This window comes from Streptomyces sp. NPDC021225 (genome assembly GCF_044332865.1).
Classification (GTDB): domain Bacteria; phylum Actinomycetota; class Actinomycetes; order Streptomycetales; family Streptomycetaceae; genus Streptomyces.
On record NZ_JBIRPV010000001.1, the window covers coordinates 813,241 to 833,377 of the forward strand.

20 protein-coding genes are annotated in these 20,137 nt (G+C 70.3%); 9 read left to right on the forward strand and 11 right to left on the reverse strand.

Features of this window, described 5'->3' with window-relative positions; translation table 11 throughout:
- Positions 1–14 precede the first annotated feature (14 nt).
- Together ACH4S9_RS03700 and ACH4S9_RS03705 are read right to left on the reverse strand one after the other, a co-directional pair.
- Positions 15–815 carry a GNAT family N-acetyltransferase gene (locus tag ACH4S9_RS03700; protein ID WP_398369570.1) on the reverse strand — a complete coding sequence of 267 codons (801 nt, stop codon included), beginning with the start codon at positions 813–815 and terminating at the stop codon, positions 15–17.
- 10 nt (positions 816–825) lie between these two features.
- Entirely contained in the window at positions 826–1,260 is a 435-nt protein-coding gene (locus tag ACH4S9_RS03705) for an ATP-binding protein (protein ID WP_398369572.1), read from the reverse strand.
- Between the two features lie 155 nt (positions 1,261–1,415).
- Here ACH4S9_RS03705 and ACH4S9_RS03710 point away from each other — a divergent pair, with 155 nt between their 5' ends.
- The gene (locus tag ACH4S9_RS03710) at positions 1,416–2,252 is read left to right on the forward strand and encodes a helix-turn-helix domain-containing protein (protein WP_398369574.1); all 837 of its coding nucleotides are present in this window, start codon (positions 1,416–1,418) and stop codon (positions 2,250–2,252) included.
- Between the two features lie 10 nt (positions 2,253–2,262).
- Positions 2,263–2,466: a DUF397 domain-containing protein gene (locus ACH4S9_RS03715; protein WP_398369576.1), complete on the forward strand. Its 204-nt coding sequence runs from the start codon at positions 2,263–2,265 to the stop codon at positions 2,464–2,466.
- Positions 2,467–2,599: 133 nt separating this feature from the next.
- Here ACH4S9_RS03715 and ACH4S9_RS03720 read toward each other — a convergent pair whose 3' ends face one another.
- Complete coding sequence (locus tag ACH4S9_RS03720) at positions 2,600–3,286, reverse strand: helix-turn-helix domain-containing protein (RefSeq protein WP_398369578.1); 687 nt, start codon at positions 3,284–3,286, stop codon at positions 2,600–2,602.
- Positions 3,287–3,349: 63 nt separating this feature from the next.
- On the opposite strand from ACH4S9_RS03720, the gene ACH4S9_RS03725 reads away from it, so the two are divergent.
- Both ACH4S9_RS03725 and cpt read left to right on the forward strand, forming a co-directional pair.
- Entirely contained in the window at positions 3,350–4,153 is an 804-nt protein-coding gene (locus ACH4S9_RS03725; protein WP_398369580.1) for an NAD(P)H-binding protein, read from the forward strand.
- A gap of 167 nt (positions 4,154–4,320) precedes the next feature.
- Complete coding sequence (gene cpt, locus ACH4S9_RS03730) at positions 4,321–4,854, forward strand: chloramphenicol phosphotransferase CPT (RefSeq protein WP_398369582.1); 534 nt, start codon at positions 4,321–4,323, stop codon at positions 4,852–4,854.
- Positions 4,855–4,877: 23 nt separating this feature from the next.
- Here the strand turns inward: cpt and ACH4S9_RS03735 are convergent, their stop codons facing one another.
- Positions 4,878–5,825 carry a zinc-binding alcohol dehydrogenase family protein gene (locus ACH4S9_RS03735; RefSeq protein ID WP_385341490.1) on the reverse strand — a complete coding sequence of 316 codons (948 nt, stop codon included), beginning with the start codon at positions 5,823–5,825 and terminating at the stop codon, positions 4,878–4,880.
- An 89-nt stretch (positions 5,826–5,914) separates the two neighbouring features.
- Here ACH4S9_RS03735 and ACH4S9_RS03740 point away from each other — a divergent pair, with 89 nt between their 5' ends.
- Positions 5,915–6,400, forward strand: coding sequence for a MarR family winged helix-turn-helix transcriptional regulator (locus ACH4S9_RS03740; RefSeq protein ID WP_398369585.1), 486 nt, complete (start codon positions 5,915–5,917; stop codon positions 6,398–6,400).
- Here the strand turns inward: ACH4S9_RS03740 and ACH4S9_RS03745 are convergent.
- The gene (locus tag ACH4S9_RS03745) at positions 6,370–6,813 is read right to left on the reverse strand and encodes an SRPBCC family protein (protein ID WP_311722627.1); all 444 of its coding nucleotides are present in this window, start codon (positions 6,811–6,813) and stop codon (positions 6,370–6,372) included. The genes ACH4S9_RS03740 and ACH4S9_RS03745 overlap by 31 nt on opposite strands.
- 86 nt (positions 6,814–6,899) lie before the next feature.
- On the opposite strand from ACH4S9_RS03745, the gene ACH4S9_RS03750 reads away from it, so the two are divergent.
- Positions 6,900–7,793 carry an amidohydrolase family protein gene (locus tag ACH4S9_RS03750; RefSeq protein WP_398369588.1) on the forward strand — a complete coding sequence of 298 codons (894 nt, stop codon included), beginning with the start codon at positions 6,900–6,902 and terminating at the stop codon, positions 7,791–7,793.
- A 45-nt stretch (positions 7,794–7,838) separates the two neighbouring features.
- Entirely contained in the window at positions 7,839–9,857 is a 2,019-nt protein-coding gene (locus ACH4S9_RS03755) for a hypothetical protein (RefSeq protein WP_398369590.1), read from the forward strand.
- 15 nt (positions 9,858–9,872) lie between these two features.
- Here the strand turns inward: ACH4S9_RS03755 and ACH4S9_RS03760 are convergent, their stop codons facing one another.
- Complete coding sequence (locus ACH4S9_RS03760; RefSeq protein WP_385341500.1) at positions 9,873–10,823, reverse strand: helix-turn-helix transcriptional regulator; 951 nt, start codon at positions 10,821–10,823, stop codon at positions 9,873–9,875.
- Between the two features lie 63 nt (positions 10,824–10,886).
- Between ACH4S9_RS03760 and ACH4S9_RS03765 the strand changes: the two genes are divergently transcribed.
- Positions 10,887–12,041 carry an epoxide hydrolase family protein gene (locus tag ACH4S9_RS03765; RefSeq protein ID WP_398369592.1) on the forward strand — a complete coding sequence of 385 codons (1,155 nt, stop codon included), beginning with the start codon at positions 10,887–10,889 and terminating at the stop codon, positions 12,039–12,041.
- A gap of 18 nt (positions 12,042–12,059) precedes the next feature.
- On the opposite strand, the gene ACH4S9_RS03770 is transcribed toward ACH4S9_RS03765, so the two are convergent.
- The 5 genes from ACH4S9_RS03770 to ACH4S9_RS03790 all read right to left on the reverse strand — a co-directional run bounded on the left by ACH4S9_RS03770 (position 12,060) and on the right by ACH4S9_RS03790 (position 18,916).
- Positions 12,060–14,420: a glycoside hydrolase family 3 N-terminal domain-containing protein gene (locus ACH4S9_RS03770; protein WP_385341504.1), complete on the reverse strand. Its 2,361-nt coding sequence runs from the start codon at positions 14,418–14,420 to the stop codon at positions 12,060–12,062.
- Between the two features lie 95 nt (positions 14,421–14,515).
- Positions 14,516–15,442: a carbohydrate ABC transporter permease gene (locus tag ACH4S9_RS03775; RefSeq protein WP_398369595.1), complete on the reverse strand. Its 927-nt coding sequence runs from the start codon at positions 15,440–15,442 to the stop codon at positions 14,516–14,518.
- Entirely contained in the window at positions 15,439–16,413 is a 975-nt protein-coding gene (locus ACH4S9_RS03780) for a carbohydrate ABC transporter permease (protein WP_385341508.1), read from the reverse strand. Before ACH4S9_RS03780 ends, ACH4S9_RS03775 begins: the two co-directional genes overlap by 4 nt.
- Positions 16,413–17,732 (reverse strand): ABC transporter substrate-binding protein, encoded by a 1,320-nt coding sequence (locus ACH4S9_RS03785; protein WP_398369597.1) that lies wholly within the window; start codon positions 17,730–17,732, stop codon positions 16,413–16,415. Before ACH4S9_RS03785 ends, ACH4S9_RS03780 begins: the two co-directional genes overlap by 1 nt.
- Before the next feature lie 140 nt (positions 17,733–17,872).
- Positions 17,873–18,916 (reverse strand): LacI family DNA-binding transcriptional regulator, encoded by a 1,044-nt coding sequence (locus tag ACH4S9_RS03790; RefSeq protein ID WP_385341512.1) that lies wholly within the window; start codon positions 18,914–18,916, stop codon positions 17,873–17,875.
- A gap of 119 nt (positions 18,917–19,035) precedes the next feature.
- On the opposite strand from ACH4S9_RS03790, the gene ACH4S9_RS03795 reads away from it, so the two are divergent.
- Positions 19,036–20,136 (forward strand): endo-1,4-beta-xylanase, encoded by a 1,101-nt coding sequence (locus tag ACH4S9_RS03795; RefSeq protein WP_398369600.1) that lies wholly within the window; start codon positions 19,036–19,038, stop codon positions 20,134–20,136.
- Position 20,137: the final 1 nt, after the last annotated feature.

Here is a 20,137-nt window from a genome sequence, read left to right on the forward strand (position 1 = left end):
GCCGCGCCCTCAGGTCAGCCCTGCAAGCTGTAGAAGTGGATCGGCGAGTTCGGCTGGAACCCGATACGCGGGTACACGGGCGCCCCGGCGACGGTCGCGTGCAACGTGGCGCGGGTCAGCCCGGTGGCCCGGGCGCCCTCGTGCAGCGCCTTGCGCGTGACCGCCTCGCCGTAGCCCCTGCGCTGCCACTGCGGGTCCGTGGCGACGAGCACGACGAAGAGGCGGCCTTCCGCCTCGACCGTCGCGGCACACGCCACCGGAACGTCGCCCCGCATGGCGACGTAGGCGTGCACCTCGTTCTTCCAGAGCCTGGAGCCGTCGAGTCCGTCGCGGCCGTCCTCCAAGGGGAAGCCGTAGGCGCGTGAGTTGAGGTCCGCGTACGCCCGCAGGTGCTCATCGGACGTCACGCGCACGAACGTCAGATCGGGGTGGGCCGGCTCGGGGATGGGGAGCAGATCCCCGGCCATGCCCGTTCCCGGAAAGGCGCACTGAAGACCCGCCCGCTCGGCCGCCGCTCCCAGCGCGGAGCGAGCCTGGCCGTCGAGCAGGTCCTCGAAGAGCCACAGGAAGCCCGGCTGCTTCTTCGAGCGCATGATGTCCGCGGCCTGGCTCAGCCGCTGCCCGACGCGCTCCGATTCCGCGCCCACCTCGGTCAAGGTGACGCAGTTCCAGAAGGCGAATCGGCAGTCGGCCCAGCGAACGGCGATCCCCGGAAGGTCGCGTACGTCCGCCCCCGCGTCGCGGTCGAGGACCATGGCGCGCCAGACCGCGGCGAGCTGCTCCATTGATTCGATGGACTCCGCGAGATCGGTCACTGTAGGTACTTTACTCGCGACATGTCATGCCTTCGGCTGACTTCCGTGCGAGCCGTGCGGACCGGCACTCGAACCACACTTCCTTGCCGGTGGGCGTGGGCAGGGCGCCCCAGCGGTGGGCGGTGCTGCTGAGGATGAACATGCCCCGCCCGCTCTCGGCGCACCAGTCCGGTTCGCGGACGGTGGGGAGCGTGGGCTCCGTGTCGCTGACCGTGGTGTGGACGCCGTCCGGGGTGTTCTGGAGGCGGAGGTGGCACTCGCCGGAGTCGGTGTGCTTGTGCACGTTCGCGAGCACTTCGGTGGCGCAGAGCGCCACGGCGTCGACGAGGTCGTCGCGGCCCCAGAGCCGCAGGTGGGCGCCGATGATGCGGCGAACGCAGATCAGTATCTCGGGGGCGGCGTGCAGGTGTTGTTCGTAGTGCTGGGAGACCTCTTCAACTGCCATGGCAGGCACGGCCTTTCGGTGACGATCGGTGATGTGGCCGATCGTGGACCGAACATTGTCACTCAGGCAATTGGTGTCGGGTGGTATTCACTCCATCGGGTACATGTCGCGTTCAGCGCTTGTGACCCCTCTTCGCCGGGCGACAGCATGCGCCCATGACGCAGAGCGATATGCCCACCATGCGCAGCCGGCGGCTCGGAAGTGAACTGCGCCGACTGCGCGTTGAGGCAGGGCTGAGGGTTCAGGACGCCGCCGATGCGCTGGAGTGCGGGCACCCGAAGATCAGCCAGATCGAGAACGGCAAGCGAGGCATCCGCCCGCTGGATCTGACGGTGCTGTTCAAGCTCTACGGGGTCGAGGACGAGCGCCAGTGCGCGAGTCTCAGGCGGCTGGCGAAGGAGATCCACAAGGTCGATTGGTGGAGCAACCAAGGTCCGATGCTCCGCGACACCCTGAAGGACTGCCTCACGCTCGAAGCCGACTCCGAGTTGGTGCGCACGTACGAGTCCATGGTCATCCCCGGACTGCTGCAGACCGAGGCGTATATGCGGCAGACGTTTTCCGTGCACCCGTCTGAGCGCGCGGAAGTCCTGGTGGAGACGCGCATGAGGCGTAAGCAACTGCTGGACAACCAAGGCAACTTCTGCCTGCGAACTATCATCGATGTCCCAGCCCTGCACCGAATCGGCGGCTCACCGGACGTGGTGCGCGGGCAGCTCGAATATCTTCAGCAGGTGGCGGAACGGTCTAACGTCAAGGTGCAGATCCTGCCGCTCGACGCAGCCCTACCGCAGGATCAGTTGCCACCGTTCACCATCTTCCGTCAGCGGGGTGAACCCCCGGCCGACATCGTCTGGTTGGAGCACATCACTGGTGGTAGCTTGCTCGAACAGCGGCAGGACGTGCTGCGCTACTCCACTGCCTGGGACGAGCTGACAGCCGCTGCGCTGTCTCCCGCCGCTTCGCAGCAGTACATCCGAGATCTCCTCTAGGACGTAGACCTTGATATCCGAGCTCGACGGCGCAACGTGGCACAAGAGCAGCTACAGCGGTAGTGACAACAACTGCGTCGAACGCGGCATCCTCCCCACCGGCCGCCAAGCCGTCCGCGACACCAAGGACCGCGACCTCGGCGCCCTGCTCTTCGAGCCATCGGCCTGGCAGGCGTTCGTGGACGCCGTCCGTGAGGGCGAACTCGACGGTTAGCCCAAATCACCGGTGCCTCACCCGCACGGCGTTGAGGTTGTGGTGAGTATGAGACGGCGACACGCCGTAACGTCGGCGTGTCGCCTTCTCATACTCACCACAAAGTCAGTTGGCGGGCTCAAGGTCGTGGAATTCAGGCAGTGCACGGAGTCGCGGCGGGACGCCGACCTGCGGTGAACGCGGCCGGCGGGACACCCATGAAGTGGCGGAACTCGGCCGTCATGTGGGACTGGTCGTAGTAACCCGCCGTCGCGGCGATGTCCGACCACCGGCCGGCATCGGCCGCGAGCACGGTGCGAACGCGGTCAATGCGTGCGAAGTGCTTGGGGGACAAACCGGTGCCGTCGGTGAACAAGGTGTGCAGGCGGCGCTCACTGATGTGCAACCGGGCCGCGGTTGTGGCGACGGTGGCGCCGACCAGTAGGCGTGCCGCCTCTTCGAGCCGCTCCGGGGGCTCCGGGCGGTCGGCCAATGCTTCTTCAAGAGCCGCGATCGGATCGGCGGCGAACTGGTCACGGTCCAGGCCCGGTAGTTCGCGGAACGGCAGGGCCCGGTCGGCGAGATCACGCAGCGGACGGCCGAGGAGGGCTTGGGCGCGACCCGGCCGCATGCGAACCCGCACGCACGAACGGCCGGGCGCGCCGACGTGATATCCGGCCCGGGTGCGGGGGCCCATGACAATCAACTCACGCTGGTCGCTGCGCAGGACAAGCGTGATGGCGTGATCGGGCACGTCGACCGCCGGTGAACCGGCCGCCGCAGCGACATCGATCCCGGCCACCCAACGCAGAAGGGCAGGCGGCACGACAAGAGAGCTCACGCCGTCCACGATAGTGCCGAAACTTCCTATCACGCGGAGTGAGAGCGCTGTCATCGTCAGGGCATGATCCTTGTTACCGGTGCCACCGGCACCATAGGCAGTTTTGTCGTCCGTCTGCTCACCGAGCGGGGCGTGCCGTTTCGTGCGATGTCCCGCCGCGAGCGGCCCAACGGAGTGCGGGCTGACTTCGACGACCCGGCGTCGCTGGCGGACGCGTTGGCCGGCGTCGGCACGGTCTTCCTGGTGACCGTGCCGCCCGTGCCGACCGCGCACCATGACATCGCCCTGGTGACGGCTGCGCGGGCGGCGGGCGTCCGTAAGATCGTCAAGCTGTCCGCGATCGGCAGCGGCGAGCGGTTCGAGGGCGCGACCGTCGGCGCATGGCACCTCGCCGCGGAGGAGGCGATCGAGGCCGGCGGGCTCGTGTGGACGATGCTCCGCCCGCCGAGCTTCGCGTCGAACTTCCTGCGCTACCGGCCACTGATCCAGGCCGGAGAACCGATCCCGAACATGACCGGCGATTCCCGGCAGGCCATCGTCGACCCGAGGGACGTGGCCGCGTTCGCCGTTGCCGCCATGACCAGCGATGCGCACGACGGGCAGCGGTACGACCTGACAGGGCCAGAGCTGCTGACGTTCACAGACCAGGTGGCGATCCTGGAGCGCGTGCTGGAACGGCCGATCAAGACCACCGACGCGGGCGCGCTCGACCAGTTGCCAGCCGGGATGATCACTGGCATCGGCTGGGCACGCGCTGGCGGTGCGGCCTACGTCACCGACCACGTGCCGCGGGTGCTCGGCCGACCGGCGGGCACGTTCGAGCAGTGGGCACGCGATCACCGGGAGGCATTCGCGGCAATGCCGTAACCCGCCGCCGACGGCCGCTGGGCTCCCGGGTCAGAGGCCCTCGCGCGGCGGATGAGGCTACGTACGGTGATGGCGGCGCGCTGCTCTGCGAGCCGTCCGCCTGGCAGGCGTTCGTGGATGCCGTCCGGGGTGGCGAGCTGGACGGATAGGCCGTCTACCCTGGCGCGGTGGCTACTCAGGTGATCGTGCTCAATGGTGGTTCCAGCTCGGGGAAGTCCAGCCTCGCCAGAGCTCTGCAAGCGGTCCTGCCGGATCCATGGCTGACCTTCAGCGTCGACACCCTGATCGAGGCGATGCCCGCGTCCATGACGGGGGCGGCATCCGGGATCGAGGTCGCTCCGGATGGCGGGGTGAGCGTCGGGTCGGAGTTCAGGGCGCTGGAGGCCGCGTGGATCGAGGGGATCGCCGCGATGGCCCGGGCCGGGGCTCGGGTCATCGTCGACGAGGTGTTCCTGGGGCAGGCGGAGTCCCAGCAGCGGTGGGTGAAGGCGCTGCGGGGTCTCGGTGTGCTGTGGGTCGGGGTCAGGTGTGAGCCCAAGGTTGCCGCGGCGCGTGAGGCCGCCCGGGGGGATCGGGCGGTGGGGATGGCCGAGTCTCAGGCGGATGTGGTCCACCGGGGCGTGACCTACGACCTGGAGGTGGACACCACGCACACCGAGCCCCTGGAGTGCGCGCGGTCCATCGCTGCTCATGTCAGCTGAGCGGCCGACTGCTAGGAACTGGTTCAGGCAGCGATGCGGACGATGCTCTTGCCGCGTGTGCGGCCGTCGGCCAGGTCCTGAATGGCCTTGCCGAGATCGGTCAGCTCGTACTCTGCCGTGATGTCCGGGCGGATCTGTCCGGCGGCCACCAAGCGCAGTGCCCTGTGGGCGCTCTCGGCCAGGCGGTCGGGGTGGGTCTGGCTGAGCAGGTTGCTGTTGTAGGTCAGTGCGGACTTGCCGTTCATCAGCAGGTCGTTGGCATCGAGTTCGACGGGCTCGAACGTGGCGATGTTGCCGTAGATCGCCAGGCGGCCGTGCGGCGCAAGGCGCTTCAGGTTGGCCAGGCGCACCGGTCCGCCAATCGGATCCAGGATCACATCGAACAGCTCCTCGGTCGGGGCCTCCATGAACTCGGCGCGCGGAATCAGCAGGTCGTAGCCGAACTGGGCGGCGTAGGCGGCCCGATCGGCGTCGCTGACGCCGACGATCCGACCGGCGTCGGCGGCGCGGGCGAACTGGGCGGCCAGGCTGCCTACGCCGCCGGCCGCCGCGTGGATGAGGACGCTCTCGCCCGGGCGCACCCGGGTGACGGTGTTGATCAGGTCGTAGGCGGTGGGGGTCGCCCAGCCGAAGCCCGCCGCGATCCTCGGGTCCACGCCGGTGGCGTCGAAGGTGAGCGCGGCGGAGGCCACTGCCACCTCGGCGTAGGCGCCGGCACTGGTCAGTGCGGTCACCTGCCGGCCGATGCGGTTCTCGTCGACGCCCTCGCCGACCGCGATGATGTGCCCGGCCGCCTCGAATCCGGGCACGAAGGGCCGGGGTACGGGGAAGTGACCTTTGTGGACCAGCACGTCGCCCCACTGGATCCCGGCGTACTGGACGCTGATCGCCACCTCGCCGGCGCCGGGAGTGGGCTCGTCGATGTCGGTGAGGCGGAACTGGTCGTCGGTGTCGAGGACGACAGCCTTCATAGTCACTGCTCCCTGAGTCGTATCAGTATCCTGATACGGAGGGACGCTAACGAGTATCAGCTACCTGAGTCAACTAAGGAGGCTGACAGGTGAAGGAAAACGTGACCGGGATCCCGGCCGAGGAGTATCTGTGCACCCGCATCCGCCGCACCGAGCAGGCCCTGATGGCACACCATGAGGCGGTCCTGCGCGGCTACGGCCTCACCATGACGCAGTACACCGTGCTGCTCGCGCTGTCGCGGGATGAGGGCATGTCCGGCGCACAGCTCGCCCGCGCCTGCGGAGTCACCCAGCAGACCATGGCTGCTGTCCTGACCGGCCTGCAGAACAAGCAGCTCATCACCCGTCAGCCCTCACCCGCGCACGCCAAAGTGCTCCTCGCCTCACTGACCGACCAAGGTCACCAGGTACTCGAACGTGCCTACCAGGAAGTGATCGTGCTCGAACGCGCACTCTCCGACGCCTTCACCCCGGACGAGCACGCCATGCTGTGCGAACTCCTGGAGCGCGCCACCACGGTCCTCGTCCAGCAGACTCCTCAAGCTCAAGCACGGTCCGCGCGCCCGCGCGGCTGAGGCAGCTCCCTCTCCATCACCTGCTTGAGCGTGGCGAGGTCGCGCGTCACCGCATCCGTGTCGCGCTGGAAGTCCTCGTCGCTCATGTCCGGCTGTCGGCGGAGGGTGAACACCACCTCGCAGCCGCCGCCGTCAGCGATCACGCGGACCGGGTTGTAGACGGTCTCGCCCGACGGCAGCGTGACATCGTGATCGAGGACGCCGAACTCGTTCTCGGGCGCGAAGGCGACCACGACCCGCCCCATGGGCGAGGACTCGGCGATCCACTGACCGTCGATCTCGGCGATGGAGTCCCCCAGCCCGTGAGCCCACTGGGGCAGGTTGGAGGGGTTCGACGCGTAGTCGTAGACGTCCTTGGCGGGGCGGTCGATATGGGTGCTGATATGGCGCGATTCCGAGGCGATGTTCTCCATGGGCCCGATGGTAGGGAGCTGCCGACGGCGTCGTCTTGAACGAATCGGTCGTGGCTGAGCCGGGTGACCGCATTACCCTGCCGTTCATGGCCGACCCGCTTCCGATGACCGCCGAGCGCGCCGACGTCGCCGCCTTCCGCGCCGAGGTGGGGCTCGACCACCTCATCGACGTCCACACCCACTTCATGCCGCAGCGCGTCCTGGACAAGGTCTGGGCGTACTTCGACTCGGCGGGCCCCCTCGTGGGGAAGGTCTGGCCGATCGCGTACCGGCAGGAGGAGCAGGAGCGCCTCGATGTGCTGCGCGGGTTCGGGGTGCGCGCCTTCACCGCGATGCTCTACCCGCACAAGCCCGCCATGGCCCGCTGGCTCAACGACTGGGCCGCCGACTTCGCCGCCCGCACGCCGGACTGCCTGCACACCGCTACCTTCTACGCCGAGCCCTGCGCCCTCGACGATGTGCGCCGCGCCCTCGACCAGGGCGCGCGCGTCTTCAAGTGCCATCTCCAGGTCGGGGGCTTCGACCCCAACGACCCGCTGCTGGACGGGGTGTGGGCGCTGCTCGCCGAGCGCGGCGTACCCGTGGTCAGCCACTGCGGCTCCGGCCCCATCCCCGGCCGGCACACCGGGCCGGGGCCGATCGGCGCCGTCCTCGCCCGCCACCCCGCGCTGCGGCTGGTGGTCGCGCATCTCGGCGGGCCGGAGTACGCGGAGTTCCTCGACCTGGCCGAGCGGTACGAGCACGTCATGCTCGACACGACCATGTCCTTCACGCCCTTTGTCGAGGCCGATATGCCCTTCCCGCGCGCCGAGTTGCCCCGGCTCGCCGCCCTGGGGGAGAAGGTCCTGCTGGGCACCGACTTTCCGAACATCCCGTATCCGTACGTGGACGCCCTGCGCGTCCTGCGGGACCTCGGCTTCGGCGCCGACTGGCTGCGCGCGGTCTGCCACGACAACGCCGCCCGACTTTTCGGTCTGTGACAGACCGCCCGGACCGCTGTCGGACCCATGAGTCAAGATTTCTTCATGGAGACGACAGCAGGCGGGCTGGTGACGGCGCGGGCCGAGGTGGCGGCCCTGGACGATCACGGCGTGGTGGGCGCGCTGAGCGGGCTCATCAACGGGCCGGGGTATTGGACGTGGGGCGGCACTCTGGCCGGCATCGAGCGGACCGGGCGCTATCTGGCGGGGACCTGGGATCCGGACGCGCCGGACGGCGACCCGGGGAAGGCCGGAGAAGGGTCCTGGGCCCGGTTCATCGGGCGGATCGGGGCCGTGGCCCTGCGCGCGGCCGCGCCGTCCACCCCCGAGGAGGGCCGTCAGCGGCTGCTGGCGCTGCTGGAGTTCTGGGCGGAGGGGCCGTTCGCCGACCCGGAGGCCCGGCTGCGCACCGGTGTGGTGCGGCCGGCTGAGGACGCCCCGCAGGCGGTGCGGGACGAGCGGGGGGCCGCCGTCGCGGTGGGGTGGGCCGGTAGGGACGGCCGTAAGTTCATCGATCTGCGCATGGGGGACGCGGATCCGCCGAGCCTGGGGACCATCGAAGAGGTGCACGAGGTCCCGCGCGGCTGGGGCAGCGCCGAGCAGCTGCGCCGGCTGGTAGGGCTGGTGCGGGAGCGCGGGCCGGTGCCGTGGGATCCCGAGGCCGTGGCCCTGCTGCGGGACGGCACGGGCATGGGGCGCGCGGCGGCGTCCTTCGCGCTGGCGGGGCTCTTCGACCGGATGCACGTCTTGCGGCGGGAGGTGCTGCGGCTCAAGGTGGCCGAGGCCGAGGACGGCGGGTCCGAACTGGCTCGGCTGACCCCGCTGGAGCGGCTTGAGCTGCTGGCGGACGTGCTGCCCGAGGACCCTGCCGAGCTGTGGGAGCCGCAGGGGATGCGCGAGGTGGCGGAGCGGATCGCGGAGGCGTGGCGGGAGCGGTACGGTCGGCGGACCGTGGTGCCGGAGCGTACGCATAACGCGGTCGTCGAGTTGCAGATGCTGCGCCTGTCAGCGGCCGCCTTCTGCGCGGCGTTCACCAACCCCACTGCGGAGCCCGGGCTCAGCGCCCCCGTCGACAGCTGGATCAAGTGCGCCGACCACGGCCCGATGGTCACCGATGCCAAGGCCCGGTGGGATGTCGCGATGTTCGAGGACCGTCTGCTCTCCATCGTCCCCAACCTGTTCTGGGTCTACGCCGAGCTGCCCGCCGGTGACCTCGTCCGCGAGGGGGCGCCCGGCCTGGTGCGCGTGTTTCAGGAGCGGTTGAACCACCCGGGGCTGCTGCTGGACGCCGGCACGCTCAACCGCAAGGTGGGGTCCTCGGTCGCCGAGTTGCACGAGCGATTCGGGTACCAGCCGTATGCCGGGCCGGTGCGGCTGGACGTCGCGTCCATCGACGACGGGCTCACGGTCGTCGCGGACGGCGTAGTCGACCGCAGAGGGGACCTGACCCGGACCCGCCTGTTCTTCCGCCCGGCGTTCTACGGCGCCGACGAGCGCTCCCGGGCGCTGACGGGGGCCAGGGCCGACTCCCGCTACGACCGTGAGCTGGGGTTCGTCGAGTGGCTGCGCGGCCCCGACTGCGCGCGCATCGTCGAGCGGATCGAGAGCGCCGCGCTGCCGGTCGGCGCGTACGAGTCGAACCCGGCGGCCTCCGCGCCCGACGTGCTGGCTCAGGTCGCGGGCGGGCTCGGTATCGCCGAGGACGCGGCGGCGCTCTACCTCCAGCTGCTGGTCCTGCCCGCGCCGACCGACCGCAACGTCCGCACGTGGAACGGGTGGAAGACCGCGCGACACCAGAAGGCCGCCGCCGTGCTGGTCGAGCGCGGCCTGGTCGTGGAGGACAAGCGCCCCCGGGCGGGCCGTCAGGTCTTTCTGCCGGGCGAGTGGATCCACGCCAAGAAGCCCTACCAGCCGATGGAGGCCTGGAAGGCGGACCTGATCGGGGTGGAGCGCTCCTACAACGGTCGGCTGGAGAATCCCCTTCCGCTGCCCACCCGCACCCTGCCCGAGCTGTTCGCCCACGCCTGGGCGCTGGTCGAGAATGGAGCCGGTCCCTCCGCGTAGCCCGTGCTTATCCGTTTAACCCGTCGCGCCGGCGAGCCGGGCTGCCAGCGTTCTGACGTGCTCGACGAGCTCCGGGGGTTCGTGCACCGTGAAGTCGAACCCCATGGTCGTCACGTAGATGGCCAACTCGTCCAGCGAGTTGGACCCGGTTCGCAGTGTGCAGCTGTGCTCGTCGATCGGCTCCAGCGCTCCGGTGGTGGGGGCGATGCGCTCCGCCGCGGTCTCGGCGCTGACGTGCAGGGTGAACCGGGCCTGGTAGCGGTAGGCCGATGTGGAGATCGCCCGTGAGGTGTAGCCGCTGAGATCGGGGTCCGGCGGGGTGCGCGGGGTGAACCGGGGGCCGGTGGGCGTGCGGGGGGCGAGGCGGTCCACACGGTAGGTGCGCCAGTCCTCACGGTCGACGTCCCAGCCGATGAGGTACCAGCGCCGGCCCGTGTGCACCAGCCGGTGCGGCTCGGTCGTGCGGACGCCGCTGGTTCCGTCGTGGGCGCGGTAGTCGAAGCGCAGCCGCAGCGAGTCGCGGCAGGCTCCGGCGATGGCGGTGAGGGTGTCCGGGTCGGCGGTGGGGCCGGTGTTGGCCATCGGCACCGTCACCGACTGGAGGGCGTTGATCCGGTGGCGCAGCCGGGACGGCAGGATCTGTTCGAGCTTGGCCAGGGCCCGCACGGACGTCTCCTCGATGCCGGTGATCGAACCGCCGGCGGCCGTACGCAGGCCCATCGCGACCGCGACGGCCTCGTCGTCGTCGAGCAGCAGCGGCGGCAGGTCCGCGCCGGCGCCCAGCCGGTAGCCGGCGGTGCCCGCGGTGGCCAGCACGGGGTAGCCGAGGCCACGCAGCCGGTCGATATCGCGGCGCACGGTGCGCGGAGTGATCTCCAGCCGCTCGGCCAGTTCGGCTCCGGACCAGTCGCGCCGGGTCTGGAGGAGCGAGAGCAGTCGCAACAGTCGTGCTGAGGTTTCCCACATGGTTCGAAGTCTGCCAAACGCCTAGGACCGAATCTGACCTAACCGGCTCCTAGGGTTGTCGGCATGGAGAACAACAGCGAGATCAGGCCCTTCACCATCGACATCCCGCAGGCCGACCTGGACGATCTGCGGGACCGGCTGGCCAGGACCCGGTGGACCAAGGACCTGCCCGACGTCGGCTGGAGCCGCGGGGTGCCCGCGAGCTACCTCAAGGGTCTGGCCGAGTACTGGCGCGATGGCTACGACTGGCGCCTCTACGAGCGGGAGCTGAACAAGTACCCCCAGTTCACCACCGAGATCGACGGGCAGAACATCCACTTCATGCATGTCCGCTCGCCCGAGCCGGACGCCCTGCCGCTGATCCTGATCCACGGCTGGCCCGGCTCCATCGTGGAGTTCCTGAGCGTCATCGGCCCGCTGACCGACCCCAGGGCACACGGCGGCGACCCGGCGGACGCGTTCCACCTGGTGATCCCGTCGATCCCCGGCAGCGGCTTCTCCGGGCCGACCGGCGAGGCCGGCTGGGACACCAGCCGGGTGACCAGGGCGTTCGCCGAACTCATGAGCCGGCTCGGCTACGACCGCTACGGCGCGCAGGGCGGCGACACCGGCGCGGTCATCTCCCCGGGGCTCGGCCGGTTGAACCCCGACAACGTCGTCGGCGTACACGCGAACGGGCTCTCCGGGTTCACCGAGGTCGACCCGGACAAGGCGGGGGAGCTGACCGAGGCCGAGCAGGCGCGGCTGAAGAACCTGGCGTACATGAAGACCGAGCAGTCCGGCTACGCGATGATCCAGATCACCCGGCCGCAGACCCTGGCGCACGGGCTGCACGACTCCCCGGTCGGACAGCTGGCCTGGATCGTGGAGAAGTTCAAGGAGTGGACCGATCCGGCCGCCGAACTGCCCGAGGACGCGGTGGACCGGGACCTGTTGCTCACCAACGTGATGCTGTACTGGCTGACCGGCACCGCCGGGTCCTCGGCCAACTGCTACTACGAGACCGCGCATGCCGGAGCCTGGGGCGCGAGTGAGCGTTCCACGGTGCCGACCGGGGTCGCGGTGTTCCCCATGGACGTGTCGATCCGGAGCACCCTCGAGCTCGAGCACACCATCGTGCACTGGTCCGAATTCGACCGCGGCGGCCACTTCGCCGCGATGGAGGCCCCCGACCTGCTCATCGACGACGTCCGGGTGTTCTTCAGCAAGCTGCGCTGATGTACATCTGATCCGCCGTCACTTCACCTCCGCCGCGCACACCAGCCGCCGCCGGTGGTCCACCGCCCGCTCCGGCCCGGTCAGCGTCAGCGGCACCGTGTGCCGTACGTCGGCGTCGGCGCTGGAGGCGGCCAGGCGCAGCTCCAGGGGGCCGGGTTCGACGATCCGGCCCCCGTCGGGGGCGCCGGGGTAGGAGGCCAGGTCGGCGTGGAAGGTGAAGTGGACCTCGGCGCTCTCGCCGGCCGCGAGCGGGACGCGGGCATAGCCGATGAGCCGGGCGACCGGGCGGACGGTGCGGGCCACGGGCTGGTGCAGATAGAGCTGGACCACCTCGGTGCCGGGGCGCTCGCCCGTGTTGCGGACGGTGAGGCGCAGCGTGGTCTCGCCGTCGGTGGCCAGGGTGGTCGCGTCCGCCTCCGGGCGCTCCCAGGAGAAGGTGGTGTACGAGAGGCCGTGGCCGAAGGGGTGCAGCGGGGTCGGGTCGACGCTGCTGGCCTCGCCGCGCAGGCCCAGCGGGGGCTGGAGATACGTCCAGGGCTGGCCGCCGGGCGCGTACGGGACGCTGACGGGCAGCCGGCCCGAGGGGTTGACCCGGCCGGAGAGGACCGCGGCGACGGCCGGGCCGCCCTCCTCGCCGGGGAAGAACGCCTGGACGGCGCCCGCGAGCAGGCCCGACCAGCGGCCCAGCGCGTACGGGCGGCCGGTGAGCAGGACCAGCACGACCGGGGTGCCGGTGGCCAGCAGGGTGTCGAGCAGGGCGCTCTGCTCGCCGGGCAGTTCCAGGTCGGCGGCGTCGCAGCCCTCGCCCGAGGTGCCCCGGCCGAAGAGGCCCGAGCGGTCGCCGAGCACCGCGACGCACACATCCGCGTCGCGGGCGGCGCGGGCGGCCCGCGCCAGTCGGCTCTCGGCGGCGACGGCGGCCGAGGCGCCGGTCGAGGCGGGCGCGGTGGCGCCCGGGCCGGGCGGGGCGCACCCCTCGGCGTGAGTGAGGCGGGCGTCGGGGAGTTCGGCGCGCAGCGCGGCCAGCAGCGTCGGCACGTCGATGCCCATCGGCAGCTCGGGGTATTCGACGCCGACGTGGCGGGGGAAGGTGTAGCAGCCGAGCATCGCGGCGGGGTCGTCGGCGAGCGGGCCGACGACCGCGATCCGGGCGTCGGGCGCGAGCGGCAGCGCGGCCCGGTCGTTGGCGAGCAGCACCACCGACTCCTCGGCCAGCTGCCGGGCCACTTCCCGCATCACGGGCGGGTCCAGGTCCACGACCTGGGGGAGCGCGGGCGGGGTGGCCGACCACCACGGGTCCAGCAGCCCCAGTTCGCACTTCTGCCGCAGCACCCGCAGCACGGCCCCGTCCACCAGCGCCTCGGCGATGTCCCCGGCCCGTACGGCGTCGCGCAGCGGCTCCGCGAAGCAGCGTACGGCGGGCAGCTCCACGTCCAGGCCCGCCTCCAGCGCGAGCGCGGCGGCCCGCGCCGGGGTGTCGGCGACGCGGTGGTGCAGCTCCAGGAAGGAGAGGCTGAAGTAGTCGGAGACGATGGTGCCGGTGAAACCCCAGCGCTCGCGCAGCAGTTCCGTCAGCAGCCAGCGGTTGGCGGCCGACGGGACGCCGTCGAGGTCGTTGTAGGAGGGCATGACCGAGCGCGCCCCGCCCTCGAGTACGGCCATCTCGAACGGCGGCAGGATGACATCCGCGAGCTCACGCGGGCCGATGGAGACCGGGGCGTGGTTGCGGGCGCCGCGGGAGGCGGAGTAGCCCGCGAAATGCTTGAGGGTGGCGACGATCCCGGCCGACTGGAGGCCGCGCACATACGCGGTGCCGACGGTCCCGACCAGGTACGGGTCCTCGCCGATGGACTCCTCCGTGCGGCCCCAGCGCGGGTCGCGCACCACGTCGAGGACGGGCGACAGGCCCTGGTGGATGCCCACCGCGCGCATGGAGGCGCCGATCAGCTCGGCGGCCCGGCCCACCAGCGCGGGGTCGAAGGTGGCGCCCCAGGCCAGCGGGGTGGGGAAGACGGTCGCGCCCCAGGCGGCGAACCCGGTCAGGCACTCCTCGTGGGCGACGGCCGGGATCCCGAAGCGGTTGCCCGCGGCGATCCGCGCCTGGGTGCGGGCGAGGGCGGCGGCGCCCTCGGCCGGATCGACGGGGGCGGTGCCGAAGGGGCGGGTCAGCTGGCCGAGTCCGTGCGGGAGCAGGGCGTCGAGGTCGATCTCCTCGTTGACCTCGTGCTGGAGCGGGGCGACGTCCTCGCCTTCCGAGGACCCGGAGCCCGGCCAGACGCCGGCGAGCTGGGCGAGCTTCTCCTCCAGGGTCATCCGGGAGAGCAGGTCAGCGGCGCGTTCCTCGGCGGGGAGGGAGGGGTTCTGCCAGGGGTGAGGCATGAAGCTCCTTGGCTCAGGGCTGCGTGGTGTTTCCGGGCTGCGCGGGGGCCCCGGGCTGCGCACCGTCTCGGAGCCGCGTCGGGTCTCGGGGCCGGTCACTTGCCGCCCACGCCCATCAGGCCGTTGATCAGCTGACGGCGCGCGAAGAGATAGACGACGAAGATCGGGACGATGGACAGCACGACCGCGGTGAGCAGCGCCGGGGTGTCCACCCGGAACTCGCCGACGTAGTCGTACAGGCCCAGGGTCAGCACCCGGTTGCTCCTGGACTGGGTGAGGATCAGCGGGAACATGAAGCCGTTCCAGGCGTGCAGGGCCGAGTACACGCCGACCGTGGAGATCCCGGCCCGCGACATCGGCACCACCAGCCGCAGCAGCACCCGGGTCGGCCCCGCGCCGTCCAGCGCCATCGACTCGTACAGCTCCTCGTCGATGTCGCGCATGGTGCCCGCCAGGATCAGCACGCTGACCGGGAGCGAGAAGGCGGCCGTCGGCAGGATCACCGCCAGCAGGGTGTCGTACAGCTGGAGCTTGGTGATCACCAGATAGATGGGGATGATCACGGCCTGGGACGGGATCGCGAGCCCGAGCAGAAACATCTGGAAGACGCGCTGGGACAGCCGGCTGCGGGCGCGCACGATCGCGTAGCCGACGGTCACCGACAGCACGATGACGATGGCGGCGCAGACGGCGGTGACGACCAGGGTGTTGCCCAGGTAGGTGAAGAAGTGGCTGCTGAGGACCCGGTCGTAGTTGGTGAACGTGAGGTGGGTGGGCAGCGAGAGCGGGCCGTCGTCGATATAGCCGTCGCGGGTCCGGAAGGTGGTGGCCACCAGCACATACAGCGGGGCGCCGACGATGACCAGCCAGATGAGGGAGACGAGCCCGGCCGGGTAGTTGGGCCTCCGCGGGCCGCTTCCCTTCAGGAGACGGGGCAGCCCCGCGCGCCGGGGCCCGGGCGGCGGGGCCGCCCCGCCCGCCGCAGGGTCCGCCCCGGGGCGCCGGCGCAGCACGTCGGTCACATCCCCTCCCGGGTGCTGCGCATCGCGCTGAAGCCGGTCAGCCGCACCAGCAGCAGCGAGACGGTGGTGGCGACGACGACGAGGAGGGCCGCGACCGCGCTGGCGTAGCCGAGGTCGAAGGCCTGGAAGCCGTTCTTGTACATCAGGAACGGCACGATGCTGGTGTCCGTGCCCGGGCCGCCCTTGGTGAGGATCAGGACGGTGTCGAAGAAGGTCAGCGCGCCCACCACCATGATCACCGAGGAGGTGACCACGGTGTTGCGCAGCTGGGGCAGGGTGATGGAGAAGAACTGGCGGACGGTGCCCGCCCCGTCGATGGCCGCCGCGTCGTAGAGCGAGCGCGGGATGGCCCGGGCGCCGCCCTGGTAGATCAGGGTGTGGAGGGGGATGAACTGCCAGGCGGTGACGAAGAGGATGGCGCCGAGGGCGCCCTGGGGGTCGCCGAGCAGATCGCCGTCCGCGAAGCCGAGGGCCGGCCCGATCTCCGCGATGAGGCCGAAGTTGGGGTCCAGCAGCTGCTTCCACACCAGGGCGAGGGCGACGGAGGACGCCAGCAGCGGCAGGAAGAAGATCGCCGACAGCACGGCGCGGTTGCGCTGCCGCCCGGCCGCCCACACGCCCAGCAGCAGCGCGATCGGGGTCTGGACGAGCCAGGTCAGCACGGTCAGCAGCAGGCTGAGCCAGACCGCCTGGCGCATGTCCGGGTCGTGCCACAGCCGGGACCAGTTGTCGGTGCCGGTCCACTGGGGGGAGCCGATGCCGTCCCAGTCGGTGAAGGCCAGATAGCCGACCAGCAGCATGGGGACGATGGCGAAGCACGCGAAGAACAGCGCCCCGGGGAGCGCCCAGGCGGCGCTGGGGCGGCCCACGCCGCTGCCCACGCCGCCGCCCTTGCCGCTGGGGCCCTTGCCGCTGTGGCCTTTGCCCCCGGCGCCTTTGTCGTCGGCGCCTTTGCTGACGGCGCCTGTCATTACTTGATGTCCTTCTTCATCGCCGCGACGAACCCGGTCGGGCTCAGCTGCCCGTTGAACAGCTTCTGGATGTTGGTGTGCAGCGCCGGGGTGTTCTTGGCCGACAGCGCCTGGTCCCAGGAGAGGGTGAAGCTGGGCGCCGCACGCACCATGTCGTACTGGAACCGCGCGTAGGTCGGGTTCTCGTGCTCGCTCAGCAGGGTCTCGGCGTCGGAGGTGGCGGGCACATCGCCGTTGGAGATCAGGTCCTTGGAGTAGTCCTGCTTGGCGGCGAACTTCACGAACTCGATCGCCGCGTCCCGCTTCTTCCCCTTCGTCTTGGCGTTGACGGACCAGTAGTTGGTCGGGTTGCCCACCACGTTCTTGGGGTCGCCCTTGCCGTCAGGGATGGCCGGGAAGTCGGTCCAGCCGAGCCCGGACTTGGCGAAGTCCGGCTGGTTCGCCTTCTGGTTGGCGTACTCCCAGGAGCCCATCAGATGCATCGCGGCCTTGCCCTTGGCGAACAGCGTGGAGGCCCCGTCGGCGGTGTAGTTGACCGACTTGTAGTTCTTGCCGAAGGTGCCCCGGTCGACCAGCTGCTTGATCGTCTCGGCGGTCTTCAGCACGGCCGGGTCGTCCCACCCGGAGGCGTCCCCGCTCTGGATCCTCTTGAAGACATCGGCCCCGCCGTAGCGGTCCACCAGGTACTCCACCCACATCAGCTCGGTCCACGGGTCCGTGCCCGCGAGCGCGAAGGGGGTGACGTCCTTCTTCTTGAAGGTGTCGATCAGGCCCAGCAGATCGTCCCAGGACTTGGGCGGCCGCGCGCCCGCGTCCTGGAACACCTTCTTGTTGTAGAAGAGGATCACCGGCTGCATACCGCGCATGGGGATGCCGTAATAGGTGTTGTTCACCGCTCCGGCCTTGAGGATGGAGGGGATGAACGCCTTCTGGAGCTCAGGGTCCTTCTTGAAGGCCGGGCCGAGGTCGACCAGCATGTCCTCCTTCACGAAGTCGCTGATGCTGCCGCCGCCCCAGTTGAAGAAGACGTCCGGGGCGTTGGGGGTGCCCATCGAGGTGCGCATCTTGTCCGAGTAGCCCTCGCCGGGCACCTCGGTGAGCTTCGCCTTCACCTTGGACGTCTTGTTGAACCGCTCGACGACCGCGCGCTGCACCTTGGTCGAGGCGTCCTGGTAGACCCAGACGTCGATGGAGTCGTCGTCCGAGCCACCGGGGCCGGAGCTGCCGCAGGCGGAGAGGGAGGTGGTGGCCAGAAGCAGTGCGGCTGCGAGGGTGGAGGCGCGGAGGATGGAACGTGACCTGGGTGTACGCATCGTCATCGTCGCATGTGCCTTCCGGAAGTAGCCCGATAATTCTCGGAAGTGATTGCGTGGACGGTATGAGCGCGCTGACGACCTGTCAATAGATCGCACAAACAGGCCTGTTGGAACGTACGAACCGGCGCGGCCGGTCGTCGGGCTCAGGCCGTGCTCGGCGCGGCCGTGCTGGCGCGGACGACCAGCGCCGTCGCGAGCTCCACCCGGGGCGACTCGATCTCCTCGCCGCGCGCCTGGCGCAGCACCGTACGGGCCGCCAGCTTGCCCATCTCCGCGAGCGGCTGGCGCACCGTGGTCAGCGGCGGGGCCGACCAGCGGACTTCCGGAAGGTCGTCGAAGCCCACCACGCTCACGTCCTCCGGCACCCGCAGCCCCCGGCGGCGCAGGGCCTCGATCGCGCCCAGGGCCATCTGGTCGCTGGAGGCGAACACGGCGGTGGGCGGGGTGGCGGCGTCCATCAGCTGATCGCAGCCCACGAAACCCGACTCGTGGTAGAAGTCGCCCTGCGCGACCAGCGCCTGGTCGTACGGCACCCCCGCCGACTCCAGGGCGGCCCGGTGGCCGTCCAGCCGGGCCCGGCTGCACAGCAGCCGCGGCGGGCCCGCGATAAAGCCGATCCGGCGGTGGCCCAGGCTCAGCAGATGCTCGGTCGCGGCCATTCCGCCCGCCCAGTTGGTGGCCCCGATGGTGGGCGCGTCCAGGGCGGGGGCGCCGGCCGGGTCGACCACCACGATGGGCACGTTCAGCCGCCGCAGCTCCTCGTGCAGCACCGGTTCGAGTACGGAGGTCACCAGGATCACCCCGTCGGAGGCGCGCGCCCGCAGGTTCTTCATCCACTGCCGCGCCGCGCCCGCCCGGCCGTGGATGGCGGAGACCACCGTGCCCACGCCGTCCTGGTGCGCGACCTCCTCCACCCCGCGGATGATCTCCACCGCCCAGGGGCTGTCCAGGTCGTTGAAGACCAGGTCCAGCAGGGCGGCGCGGTCTCCCGGGGCGGTCTGGCGGCGGCGGTAGCCGTGGAGCCGCAGCAGATTCTCCACCCGGGCCCGGGTCTCGGGCGAGACGTCCGAGCGCCCGTTGACGACCCGCGAGACCGTCGGCACCGACACCCCGGCCTCCTGTGCGATGGCCGTGATCGTGACCTTGGGCCGGGCCCCGCCCTCGGGCCCCGCGCTCTCCGTAGCCATTTCCGCCTCCTCCGTTGACGAGAGTCACTCCCGCCTCTAGCTTTCCGGGCGCACCCTCGGAACCTTGCAGAAGTCTTCCGGAAAACCGGATCAGACGTGAAGAGAAGAGAGGGACGTCCATGAAGCTCTTGAGCTTACGCAGCGCAGCGCTGGTGGCCTCGGCCACCATGGCGACGCTGGCCTTCGGCCTCGCCGCCCCCGGCCAGGCAGCCGAACACCCGGCAGGAGGGGCGGCGGATACGGCGGCGGGCGACACCCGCGTCCAGGCCAACCCCACTCTCCGCGAGGTCGCCGACCGCACCGGCCGCTTCATCGGAACGGCCATCAACGACGGCCGGCTCGGCGACGCCACCTACGCCAACATCGCCAAGACCGAGTTCTCCAGCGTCACCGCCGAAAACGCCATGAAGTGGGGCTCGGTCGAGCCCAACCGCGGCCAGTTCAACTGGGCCGCCGCCGACCGGCTCGTCTCCTTCGCGCAGAGCAACAACCAGAAGGTCTACGGCCACACCCTGGTCTGGCACAGCCAGCTGCCGAACTGGCTGGCCAACGGCTCGTTCTCCAACGCCGAGCTGCGCACCATCATGACCGACCACGTCACCACCCAGATCAGCCGCTACAAGGGCAAGGTCCAGCGCTGGGACGTGGTCAACGAGGCCTTCAACGAGGACGGATCGCTGCGCCAGTCCAAGTTCCAGCAGCAGCTGGGCGAGTCGTACATCGCCGACGCCTTCCGCGCCGCCCGCGCCGCCGACCCCGGCGCCAAGCTCTTCATCAACGACTACAACACCGAGGGCACGGGCGCGAAGAGCAACGGCCTGTACAACCTGGTCCAGCGGCTCAAGAGCCAGGGCGTGCCCATCGACGGCGTCGGCTTCCAGAGCCACCTCATCGTGAACCAGGTGCCGTCCACCGTGAAGGCCAACCTCCAGCGCTTCGCCGACCTCGGCCTCGAGATCGTGGTCTCCGAGCTCGACATCCGGATGGCCACCCCGGCCGACTCCACCAAGCTCCAGCAGCAGGCGGCCAACTACAAGACCGTGGCCCAGACCTGCCTCGCCATCTCCCGCTGCGCCGGCATCACCGTATGGGGCTTCGGCGACCGGGACTCCTGGGTGCCCGGCACCTTCCCCGGCCAGGGCGCGGCCAACCTGTACGACGACAACTACCAGCCCAAGCCCGCCTACACCGCGTTCCGCGACGGCCTGGCCGGATCATAGG